Consider the following 9,686-nt stretch of genomic DNA (forward strand, 5'->3'; position numbering starts at 1 on the left):
GCCGCGCCAGCCGCCGCCGCGGCGCCCGGAGCGCGCGACGGATCGGGCGCCGGGACCGGCAGGGTGCCGCCCTGGGCCTTCAGGTAGGCGATCAGGTTGATGCGGTCTTCCGGCTTCTTCAGACCGACGAAGGTCATCTTGGTGCCGGCGATGTATTTCTGCGGGCCCTTGATGAACTCGTAGAGGTGGTCGTAGTCCCACGCGGGCTGCTTGGAGCCGAAATCGGTCATGGCCGGCGAATAGGCGAACCCGCCGTGGCTGCCGGGCTTGCGGCCCACGACGCCCCACAGATCGGGGCCGGTGCCGTTCGGGCCGCCCTGTTCGATCGAGTGGCAGGACTTGCACTTGGCGAAGGTGGCCTCGCCGGCCGCGACGTCGGCGGTCGGAAGCACCGTGCCCCAGTCCGGCGGGGTGTCGGCCGCGGCAGCGCCACCCTCGCCGCCCTCTTCGGCGACTTCGACGACGTAGCCGGCCTTGGCCGGATGCTCGGGCGTGAACACGCTCGAGGAAAGCTCACGAAGGCCGACGATGGCCAGGCCCGTCGCCAGCACCGCGCCGGCGATCTTGTTGAACGTCAGGTCGCTCATAGTCCCCTAGTCACGCCTCTCATCGGCCAGCGGATATCCCCGCGGACGCGCGGGAATCCCGCCCCGTTATTGCGTGCGGCTCTCTTACACGCTACCGGCGCTCGCGCAACGCCCAAGACGTCCCACCCCCGCACCGATGAACCCGATTGTCCTGATCCCCGCGCGCATGGCCGCGACCCGCCTGCCGGGGAAACCCCTGGCGGACATCGGGGGCGCGCCGATGATCGTGCGCGTGCTGCGCCAGGCCGTGGCGGCGGGCGTCGGGCCCGTGGCGGTGGCGGCGGGCGATCCGGAAATCGTGGAGGCGGTGGAGGCGGCCGGCGGCCGGGCGGTTCTGACCGACCCGGAGCTTCCCTCGGGCTCCGACCGCATCCTGGCGGCCCTCGCCGTCCTGGACCCGGGCGCGGCGCACGACGTGGTCGTCAACCTGCAGGGGGACATGCCGTTCGTGCCGCCCTCGGTGCTGACGGCCTGCGCCGGGCTGCTGGCGGACCAGCCGGCGTGCGACATCGCCACCGTGGTCGCGCCGGAGGCCTCCGCCGACGACCGGACGAACCCCGACGTCGTCAAGGCGGTGCTGGCGATGCAGCCGGACGGCCGCACGGGCCGGGCGCTCTATTTCACCCGCTCCACCCTCTACGGCGACCAGCCGGTCTGGCGCCACGTGGGCATCTACGGCTACCGCCGCGCGGCGCTGGAGGCGTTCAACGCCGCGCCGCCCTCGCCGCTGGAACGGCGCGAGAAGCTGGAGCAGTTGCGCGCGATGGAACTGGGACTTTCGATCTGGGCCGCCGTGGCCGAGGACGCGCCGATCTCGGTGGACAATCCGTCCGACCTGAGCCGGGCGCGCGAGCATGCAGGGACGAATTCATGAGCAAGGGACGCATCGCCTTCCAGGGCGAGCTGGGCGCCAACAGCCATGAGGCCTGCATGGCGGCGTTTCCGGACATGGAGCCGGTTCCGCACGCCACCTTCGAGGAGGCGTTCGAAGCCGTCCGCTCCGGCGACTGCCAGCTCGGGATGATCCCGGTGGAGAACTCGATCGCGGGGCGGGTCGCCGACGTGCACCACCTGCTGCCGTCGTCGGGCCTCAAGATCATCGGCGAGCGGTTCAAGCCGATCCACTTCAACCTGATGGTCAACCCCGGCGTGACGCTGGACCAGGTGAAGACGGCGGTCTCGATGCCGATCGCCCTGGGCCAGTGCCGCAAGACCCTGCGTCGCATGGGGCTGAAGACCGAAGCGACCGGCGACACGGCCGGCGCGGCCAAGATGCTGGCCGAGCGTCCCGACCCCACGAAAGCAGCCGTCTCGCCGGCGCTGGCGGCCGAGCTCTACGGGCTGGAGATCCTGGCGCGGGACATCGAGGACGAGCACCACAACACGACCCGGTTCCTGGTGATGACCGCGGAGGAGGCTCCGCCGCCGCCGCCCTTCACCGCGCCGTGCGTCACCAGCTTCATCTTCCGGGTGAGGAACATGCCGGCCGCCCTCTACAAGGCGCTGGGCGGCTTCGCGACCAACGGCGTCAACATGACCAAGCTCGAGAGCTACATGGAGAACGGCGCCTTCACGGCCACCTTCTTCTACGCCGAGGTCGACGGCCGCCCGGAGGACTTGAACCTGGCGCGCGCCTTCGAGGAACTCGGCTTCTTCTCCGAGCGGTTCGAGATCCTCGGCGTCTATCCGGCCGATCCGTTCCGCAGCCGCTGAAGCCGCGGGAACAATAGCGTCTCTCCAAAGGTTGGTCCGCCATGAGCGCGCCCCGGCGCGCGCATCGTCGCGGCTGGAGTCTGAACTCGTCGCAGGAAGAGTTACTGTACTTATTCAGTAAATCGCTGAATGACTTCGATTCAACTCTAGATTCAAAAGATTCATCATAAGACTAGACTCTTTCTCGACGTAGAGTAGTGTCGCCTTGCGTAGCTGCTCTGTCGGGGGCTGGACCGTGTTCGGTTGCAGGTGGCGCGCGCGCAGTATCCAGAGTTTTTTGCAACATCTTGGAGCGCGCTTATGAAAGCTGGACTCTTTGTGGCGGCATGCGCCGCCTTCATCGCCACCGGCGGCGCCGCGCAGGCGCTGACCACCATCACCTTCGAGGGTGACACGCCAGGGGTGGTCGCGGACGGCTACACCGCCGCTGGCTTCCCGCAGATCGAATTCGGCACCGCCCTGGGCTCGGGGCTGGAGGTCGGCAACTACACGCCGCAGAGCGACGGCCAGGGCTTGCTGGCGCGCAACGACAGCAGCGGCAACTACATCACCGGGCGCTTCACCGACGGCGCGCACTCGTACCTCAGCATGGACCTGGGCAACGACGACCCGTTCTTCACGGTCGACGGCGATCGGGCGGTGCTGACGGTGTACCTGGGGGCGGCGCTGGTCGGCTCGACCTTCGTCGTCTTCAACCGCAACGACGTGGTCGACCAGACGATCGGCTTCATGTTCGGGCCGTTCGACAACTTCACCCTCGCCTACACGAATGCGGCCGGCGACCCGTTCACGGGCGGTCCCGGCACGAACACGGGTCTCATCGAAGTCATCGACAACGTCACGTTCGACGAGGTGGGCGGCGTCCCCGAGCCGTCCGCCTGGGCGCTGATGATCCTCGGCTTCGGTGGGGTGGGGGCCATGGCCCGCCGCCGGCGGCAGCTCGCGACGGCCTGACCCAGGCCCCGACGGACGCCGCGCGCCCCCCGAACGCGCGGCGTCCGTCCTGTCGGCGATCTTTCCTGTCTTCACGTGGCGTCACCGTTGCCAGCGCATCGGCAAAGCCATATCCATCCAATGGATGCATCCATTGGATGGATATGAGGAGATGAGACGATGACCGCCGCCTACAGCCACACCGTCACCTGGGATCCGCCGCCCGAGCGCGGCCGCTACGCCGGCCACAACGGGCTCGATGTGATGCGGCGAACGCTGGCCGAAGGCGGCGCCCGCAGCCCGATCAGCGCGCTGATGGACTTCGACCTGGTCCGCGCCGACCTGGGCCATGTGGTGTTCGAGGGGCGGCCCGGCCCGCAGCACGTGAACCCGATCGGCATCGTCCATGGCGGATTTGCCGCCACCCTGCTGGACGCGGCGCTGTGGAGCGCGGTGCAGACCACCATCGAGCCTGGCCAGGGCAATACGACCGTGGACCTTAAGGTGAACTATTTCCGCCCAATGACCGCCGACATGGGCCTCGTCACCTGCGAGGCGACGATCGTGAACCGCGGCAGCCGGATCGCCATGGCCGAGGGGCGGATCACCGACCGGGCCGGCAAGCTCTATGCCCACGGCGCCTCGACCCTGATGATCCTCAAGCTGTGACGAGCAGCGCGACGCTCCTATAAGGGGCCATGCCCGCCCGCCCGCTGCGCGATACCTACCGGCACGGAAATCTGCGCGCCGAGGCCGTGCGCGTGGCCTATGAGTTGGCGACGGCGGACGGCGCGGGCGCGCTCAGCCTGCGCCGTGTGGCCGATAGCGTGGGCGTCGCGCACCGCTCTCTCTACAATCACTTCGCCGACCGCGAGGCCCTTGTGGACGCGGTGGCCGAGCAGGGCTTCCTAGACCTCGCCGACGCCCTGCGCCCGGCGCAGAGTCTGGCCGACTATGTGCGCGCCTACGTGACCTTCGCCCTGCGCCGGCCGCAGCTCTACGCCCTGATGAAGAGTCGGCCACACGCGACGATGAAGGATCGCCCCGAACTGCAGGCTGCAGTGCACCTGTCCATCGCCGAGGCCATGCGCCTGTTCGGCCGGCCGGACCGGAGCAAGGCCGAGAACCGGCGCGCGGTGATGCGGGTGCTGATCCTTCTGCACGGCGGCATCACTATGCACCAGGCCGGGATCCTCGACGTCGAGGGCGACGAAGGCCTGATCGCCGAACTGACGGCCATGGCCGAGGCGGGTTAGCCCTCCTCGGCCCAGGCGCGGATGAGCTGGTGGGCGATGGCGAGCGGGGGCGGGCAGAAGGCGCCCTCGATCTCGCCCTTCAGCAACTTCTTCGCCTCGTCGCGCGTGAACCAGCGGACCTCGGAGAGTTCGGTCTGGTCGGGCGTGCCCTCGTCGTCCTCGACCTCGGCGATCAGGCCGATCATCAGCGACGACGGGTAGGGCCAGGGCTGGGTGGAGTGGTAGCGCACGTTGCGGGTGCGCAGGCCGGCCTCCTCGTTGAGCTCGCGGGCGCAGGCTTCCTCGATGCTCTCGCCCGGCTCCAGGAAGCCGGCGAGGGCCGAGAACATGCCGGCTGGCCACGCCTCCTGGCGGCCCAGCATGCAGCGAGCGCCATGGTAGGCCAGCATGATCACGACGGGGTCGGTGCGCGGGAAGTGCTCGGCCTCGCAGGCGGGGCACTGGCGCTTCCAGCCGCCGTCCTTGGCGTCGGACGGGCGGCCGCAGACGGCGCAGTACTGGTGGCGCCGGCGCCATTCGAACATCGACTTGGCGGTGGCCAGGATGCCCGCGTCGGTCGCCGGCAGCCGCAGGGCGATCTGGCGCAGGTCCATGAACTCGCCCAGCCCTTGCAGGGGGCCGTGAGCCGGGTCGTTGGGGCCCTCGATGTCGACGGCGAAGATTGCGGTCTCCTGCCACAGGCCCATGAACAGCAGCCGCTCGGCGCCGCCGGCGAGCTCGTTGGCCATCCGAGCAGGCAGGTAAGCGATCTGCACGCCGCCGTCCTTGGTCTTCTCGACGAGCGGCTTGCCGTTCCAGATCGCGAGCCCCAGCGAGTCCGAGGATGCGAGCTGTGCGGCCAGCCAGGCCTCGTCGCCGCGACGGTCGCTGGCCCGGTCCAACGGATTGCCGGCGAAGGTGTTCTGGAAGAAGGAGAGCGCCATACCGACTATCTAGGGCCCTCGCGCGGGGTCGTCGAGGCGCAGCTTGGCGGAGCGCGCCTGGACCTCTTGAAACGCGCCGGCCTCGATCCAAATCATGCGCCGCGGCCGCCTTCTCCGCGGCGGTCGCACTGGGAAAGGACAGCAATCCAGGAGCATTCAGATGAGGCTCGCGACCTCGGAACAGACGATCTGGCGTGAAGGCCTGGCGGCGGCGATGCAGCGCTGCCTTCGGCCAGCCCCCGGGTACATCAGCCCCGACGACGTGCTGAAGGACCCCCACCTCGACATCCAGGACAAGCGGGCGATCCTCTCCTCGTGGGCGTCCGACGCCTCGGCCGTGCAGGACGAGCCCGGTCTGCGCTGGCTATTGGGGACGCCCGAACCCGTACCTTTCCACGAGGTGCGGGACGCCCTGACCCGGCTCGACCGGGCGGCGCGCGCCGACGCCTGAGCTGGAGGCCGCGGCATGCAGATCATCGAGGTGCGTCCTATCGGGGACGGCTGGGCGGTCAAGGCCGAAGGCGTGACGGCGGACATGGTGTTCGCGGCGGGAAGCGCGGCCGAACTTGCGGCGCGGCGGCTGGCCCAGCGCCTTGCCGTAGCCGGGACGCCGAGCGAACTGCGCATCCGGCTTCGGGACGGCTCGCTGGCCGGCCGCTTCCTGTCTCCCGCAATCCACGAAACGGGTGACAGGCGGGCGGCCGCCTGACGCTGCGACGTCTGGCCAAACGCGATCCGGCGCCCCACATCGAAGCGGCGCCGGATCGCGAGGCGCGAGAACAGAACGCCAGGGAGCATCCAGATGTCCGAGCCGCCTCCGAACCACCCGGCCGACTACGTTCCGCCCAAGGTCTGGCAGTGGAACAAGGAGAGCGGCGGCCGGTTCGCCGCGATCAACCGGCCGATCGCTGGACCCACGCATGAGAAGGAGCTGCCGGTCGGCAAGCATCCGATGCAGCTCTACTCGCTGGGCACGCCCAACGGGGTGAAGGTTACGATCATGCTCGAGGAGCTGCTGGCCCTCGGCCACAAGGGCGCGGAGTACGACGCCTGGCTGATCAACATCGGCAAGGGCGACCAGTTCGGCTCGGGCTTCGTCGAGGTGAACCCCAATTCCAAGATCCCCGCCCTGCTGGACCGCAGCGGCCCGGCGCCGATCCGGGTGTTCGAGAGCGGCGCGATCCTGATCCACCTGGCCGAGAAGTTCGGCGAGTTCCTGCCCACCGACCCGGCGAAGCGCGCCGAGGTGATGTCGTGGGTCATGTGGCTGATGGGCAGCGCCCCCTTCCTGGGCGGCGGCTTCGGCCACTTCTACGCCTACGCGCCCTTCAAGATCGAATATGCGATCGACCGCTACGCCATGGAGGTGAAGCGCCAGCTCGACGTGCTGGACCGCCGCCTGGCCGAGAGCGAGTACCTGGGCGGGTCCGAGTACACGATCGCCGACATCGTCACCTGGCCCTGGTACGGCCTGGTGGCCAAGGGCGGCGCCTACGAGGCCGGCGAGTTCCTGGACGTGAAGAGCTACAAGAACGTCCAGCGCTGGACCGACCAGATCGGCCAGCGCCCGGCGGTGAAGCGGGGCCGCATCGTCAACCGCGCCCAGGGCGAGCCGGCGGTGCTGGAGCGGCACGACGCCAGCGACATCGACCAGGCGCTGGAGGCGGCCGAGAAGGCCAAGGCCTGAGGCAAGGGAGCCCCGGTCGCCCGGGGCTCGCCACTCAGGCGGCGGCGGTCGCGCGCCGGCGACGGAGCATCGCGCCCGCGCCGCCGAAGCCGGCGATCATCAGCGCCCAGGACGCCGGCTCGGGCGCCGGGGACAAGGCGAAGGTGATGTCGTCGATCGCCATGATGTCCCGGCCGGCGTTGAAGGTGATCTGGGTGATCGCCGCGCCGAAGTCGGTGAAGCCGACATAGTCCGCGCCGAATTGGCCGGGGACGTCGACGGTCCGCGACGTGCCGTCGTTGAAGGTCAGGGTCAGGCCCGGAAACTGCGGCCCGGTGAAATAGGCGCCGAAGGCGTGGATCGGGTCGGCGAAGCTGAACGTCACGGTCCCGGTGCTCACCGAGACATAGGTCTTGCCCCCGGCCGTCGTGTTGCCGCCGCAGGCGTTGTACTGGCACAGCGGCTGGTTCGTGACGGCCTGCGGGTTCTTGTTGCCGTCCGAGCCGGTCATGGTCGCGCCGTGGCCCAGGTCATAGACCGGCAGCTTGCCCAGGGGGCCGGTCTCGAAGGTCTGGGTGTAGACGTCGTCCAGCCCCGAAATGGCGGTCAGGAACGCCGCGCGCGCCGCGTCGGCGTTGGGCTTGGTGGCGTTGCTCGTGGCGCTGGGGTCGAACCCCGAATAGATCACCACAGCGGCGCCGGCGGGCGTGGCGGCCAGAAGGGCAGGCAGCAGGGCGCAGGCGCTCAAGGCGCCGACTTTACTCAGCATTTCTCAGATCCTCACGGGGTGTCCGGCAGGCGGGGAGGCCTCGCCGGGGGAGGCCGTCGGAATATGGCGACGCCGGGGGCGCGACAATTGCGAGCTCCGCAGCCAGGGGCTGCGGAATTGCAGGGGGCCGGGCTGCATCCGCGCAGGCGGACTCAGATCGATGCGGCGCGCCGCCGCTGTCGCAGGCTCGCGCCGCCCAGGCCGAAGCCGACCAGCAACAGCGCCCAAGTCGCCGGCTCCGGCACGCCGACGTCAGCGATGAAGCCGTGGGTGTATTCGCTGTAGCCGCCGGCCGTATTGAAGAAGCCAACGAGCGAACCGTCGTTGTTGATGTCCATGACGAAAGTCAGGCTGTCCGCGAGCGGGTGGTCGATAGTGGTGTACACGCCGTTCTCGAACACGAACCCGTGGACGCCTGTAGCGGAGGTGTAATGCCCGGCGATGGCGCCGGCGTTGTTGATGCCCATCACTGAGGTCCTGAGGGCGCCCGGCACGTCGATCATCGTGAAGGCGCCGCCCGACAGCAGGAAGCCATGCGAGACGCCGTCGACGCCGTAGCTGCCGACGATATCGCCGCCGTCGTTGATGTCCCACGCGTCGGTGTAGTCGCTGTCCCAGGGCACATCGATGTACGAGAGGGTTCCGCCGCTGAGGAGAAAGCTCCGCGCGATGCTCCCCGGTGCGGTGTAGCTGCCCACGGCGTCGCCCAGATTGTTGACCCGATGCACTTCGGTGGGGTTGGCGCCTGGCACGTCCACCGACTGGAAGCCTGAGCCGGTCTCGATGAACCCCCGCACGCCGGTGCTCGGAAAGTCCTGGTAGCCCCCCGCGGTATAGCCGTCGTTGTTGAGGCTGTAGGCGACCGTGGCGCTGGGCGACGATCCTGGAATGTCCACGGTCGAGAACGCACCGGACTCGTAGACGAACGAGCGATTGCCTTGGCTGCCGTCCTTAAACTGCGCCGTTCCCACCGCGGCGCCGGCGTCGTTCAGGCCGTACAGGAACGTTCCGAAGTCGGCGCCGGCGAAGTCCACCGTCGTGAAGATGTACTGCGCGGCGACCGACGGCGCGGCGCTCAGCGAGATAAAGGCCGCGATGGCGGTGAAGAGCCCGGGACGCATCTTACACGCTCACTTGCTTACGAGGTGCGTTCTCACCCTAGGGCCGTGACGGTTTCCTGCGCAACTTGAATGGATCGACAGGCGACCTGCGACCTACCCGCCCCTTGCCCTGCGGCTGCCGATCCGCCATATGCCGCCGCGGAGATCGGCGGCGGACGAACGCCCCGCCAACCTGGTCAGGTCCGGAAGGAAGCAGCCACAACGGGTCACGGCTCGGGTCGTTGTCCGGTCTCCACCTTTCCCCCGATTTCTGAGGGCGCCCACTTCCGCGGGACCTGTGCGTCCCGTTAGATGGCCGCATGGGCGACTTCCCCGACGACGACATCCCCGAACGCGACCCGAACACGGGCGACATGTTCGGCGGCGACGCGCCCGCGCCGGCCCCTCCGCCGCGTTCGGAGGACGAGGGCGCGGCCTATACCGTCATCGCGCGGAAATACCGGCCCCGCAGCTTCGAGGACCTCTACGGCCAGGAGGCCATGGTCCGGACGCTGCGCAACGCCTTCGCCACGGGCCGGATCGCGCACGCCTTCATGCTCACCGGCGTCCGCGGCGTGGGCAAGACCACGACCGCGCGCCTGCTGGCCCGCGCGCTGAACTACGAGACCGACACGGTCCACGAGCCGTCGCTGGACCTGAAGGAAGAGGGCTTCCACTGCCGCGCCATCATCGAGGGCCGGCACATGGACGTCCTGGAGCTGGACGCCGCCAGCCGCAC

General features: G+C 69.0%; 12 protein-coding genes, 1 other RNA gene and 1 pseudogene. 10 read left to right on the forward strand and 4 right to left on the reverse strand.

The genetic code is table 11. The features are described from left to right. A partial coding sequence (locus Q0L11_RS06245) for a cytochrome c family protein (RefSeq protein ID WP_296596109.1) occupies positions 1–587 on the reverse strand: 587 nt, incomplete at its 3' end. 136 nt (positions 588–723) lie between these two features. Here Q0L11_RS06245 and Q0L11_RS06250 point away from each other — a divergent pair. The 5 genes from Q0L11_RS06250 (at position 724) to Q0L11_RS06270 (ending at position 4,489) form a co-directional block, all read left to right on the forward strand. Then, positions 724–1,461, forward strand: coding sequence for a 3-deoxy-manno-octulosonate cytidylyltransferase (locus Q0L11_RS06250; protein WP_296596110.1), 738 nt, complete (start codon positions 724–726; stop codon positions 1,459–1,461). Beyond that, positions 1,458–2,300, forward strand: coding sequence for a prephenate dehydratase (locus Q0L11_RS06255; protein ID WP_296596111.1), 843 nt, complete (start codon positions 1,458–1,460; stop codon positions 2,298–2,300). The genes Q0L11_RS06250 and Q0L11_RS06255 overlap by 4 nt, the downstream gene beginning before the upstream one ends. A 300-nt stretch (positions 2,301–2,600) precedes the next feature. Continuing rightward, entirely contained in the window at positions 2,601–3,254 is a 654-nt protein-coding gene (locus Q0L11_RS06260; RefSeq protein ID WP_296596112.1) for a PEPxxWA-CTERM sorting domain-containing protein, read from the forward strand. Between the two features lie 159 nt (positions 3,255–3,413). Then, complete coding sequence (locus Q0L11_RS06265; protein WP_296596114.1) at positions 3,414–3,902, forward strand: PaaI family thioesterase; 489 nt, start codon at positions 3,414–3,416, stop codon at positions 3,900–3,902. Between the two features lie 29 nt (positions 3,903–3,931). Continuing rightward, positions 3,932–4,489, forward strand: coding sequence for a TetR/AcrR family transcriptional regulator (locus tag Q0L11_RS06270; protein ID WP_296596115.1), 558 nt, complete (start codon positions 3,932–3,934; stop codon positions 4,487–4,489). Here Q0L11_RS06270 and nudC read toward each other — a convergent pair. Continuing rightward, a complete protein-coding gene (gene nudC, locus Q0L11_RS06275; protein WP_296596116.1) occupies positions 4,486–5,412 on the reverse strand; it encodes an NAD(+) diphosphatase in 927 nt (308 codons plus the stop codon). The genes Q0L11_RS06270 and nudC overlap by 4 nt on opposite strands. A 160-nt stretch (positions 5,413–5,572) precedes the next feature. Between nudC and Q0L11_RS06280 the strand changes: the two genes are divergently transcribed. From Q0L11_RS06280 to yghU, 3 genes are all read left to right on the forward strand, one after another. Then, positions 5,573–5,863, forward strand: a complete 291-nt coding sequence (locus tag Q0L11_RS06280; protein ID WP_296596117.1) for a hypothetical protein — start codon at positions 5,573–5,575, stop codon at positions 5,861–5,863. A gap of 15 nt (positions 5,864–5,878) precedes the next feature. Beyond that, the gene (locus Q0L11_RS06285) at positions 5,879–6,121 is read left to right on the forward strand and encodes a DUF2188 domain-containing protein (RefSeq protein ID WP_296596119.1); all 243 of its coding nucleotides are present in this window, start codon (positions 5,879–5,881) and stop codon (positions 6,119–6,121) included. Between the two features lie 93 nt (positions 6,122–6,214). Beyond that, complete coding sequence (gene yghU, locus Q0L11_RS06290; protein WP_296596121.1) at positions 6,215–7,099, forward strand: glutathione-dependent disulfide-bond oxidoreductase; 885 nt, start codon at positions 6,215–6,217, stop codon at positions 7,097–7,099. Positions 7,100–7,133: 34 nt separating this feature from the next. Here yghU and Q0L11_RS06295 read toward each other — a convergent pair whose 3' ends face one another. After that, entirely contained in the window at positions 7,134–7,847 is a 714-nt protein-coding gene (locus Q0L11_RS06295; protein WP_296596122.1) for a PEPxxWA-CTERM sorting domain-containing protein, read from the reverse strand. 152 nt (positions 7,848–7,999) lie between these two features. Next, positions 8,000–8,968, reverse strand: a complete 969-nt coding sequence (locus tag Q0L11_RS06300) for a PEPxxWA-CTERM sorting domain-containing protein (protein WP_296596123.1) — start codon at positions 8,966–8,968, stop codon at positions 8,000–8,002. Positions 8,969–9,107: 139 nt separating this feature from the next. Between Q0L11_RS06300 and ffs the strand changes: the two genes are divergently transcribed. Continuing rightward, positions 9,108–9,206, forward strand: an RNA gene (ffs, locus tag Q0L11_RS06305) — signal recognition particle sRNA small type. A 61-nt stretch (positions 9,207–9,267) separates the two neighbouring features. Then, positions 9,268–9,686: pseudogene (locus Q0L11_RS06310) on the forward strand (DNA polymerase III subunit gamma/tau); the annotation flags it as partial.

Origin of the sequence: Phenylobacterium sp. (genome assembly GCF_024508875.1) — a bacterium.
Classification (GTDB): domain Bacteria; phylum Pseudomonadota; class Alphaproteobacteria; order Caulobacterales; family Caulobacteraceae; genus Phenylobacterium.

What these genes read in the sequence shown, in the direction of transcription:
- Q0L11_RS06300 (WP_296596123.1), bottom strand. Translation starts at nt 8,968, where the DNA reads ATGCGTCCCGGGCTCTTCACCGCCATCGCGGCCTTTATCTCGCTGAGC.
- Q0L11_RS06280 (WP_296596117.1), top strand. Translation starts at nt 5,573, where the DNA reads ATGAGGCTCGCGACCTCGGAACAGACGATCTGGCGTGAAGGCCTGGCG.
- Q0L11_RS06270 (WP_296596115.1), top strand. Translation starts at nt 3,932, where the DNA reads ATGCCCGCCCGCCCGCTGCGCGATACCTACCGGCACGGAAATCTGCGC.
- Q0L11_RS06285 (WP_296596119.1), top strand. Translation starts at nt 5,879, where the DNA reads ATGCAGATCATCGAGGTGCGTCCTATCGGGGACGGCTGGGCGGTCAAG.
- Q0L11_RS06250 (WP_296596110.1), top strand. Translation starts at nt 724, where the DNA reads ATGAACCCGATTGTCCTGATCCCCGCGCGCATGGCCGCGACCCGCCTG.
- Q0L11_RS06265 (WP_296596114.1), top strand. Translation starts at nt 3,414, where the DNA reads ATGACCGCCGCCTACAGCCACACCGTCACCTGGGATCCGCCGCCCGAG.
- Q0L11_RS06255 (WP_296596111.1), top strand. Translation starts at nt 1,458, where the DNA reads ATGAGCAAGGGACGCATCGCCTTCCAGGGCGAGCTGGGCGCCAACAGC.
- Q0L11_RS06260 (WP_296596112.1), top strand. Translation starts at nt 2,601, where the DNA reads ATGAAAGCTGGACTCTTTGTGGCGGCATGCGCCGCCTTCATCGCCACC.
- nudC (WP_296596116.1), bottom strand. Translation starts at nt 5,412, where the DNA reads ATGGCGCTCTCCTTCTTCCAGAACACCTTCGCCGGCAATCCGTTGGAC.
- yghU (WP_296596121.1), top strand. Translation starts at nt 6,215, where the DNA reads ATGTCCGAGCCGCCTCCGAACCACCCGGCCGACTACGTTCCGCCCAAG.
- Q0L11_RS06295 (WP_296596122.1), bottom strand. Translation starts at nt 7,847, where the DNA reads ATGCTGAGTAAAGTCGGCGCCTTGAGCGCCTGCGCCCTGCTGCCTGCC.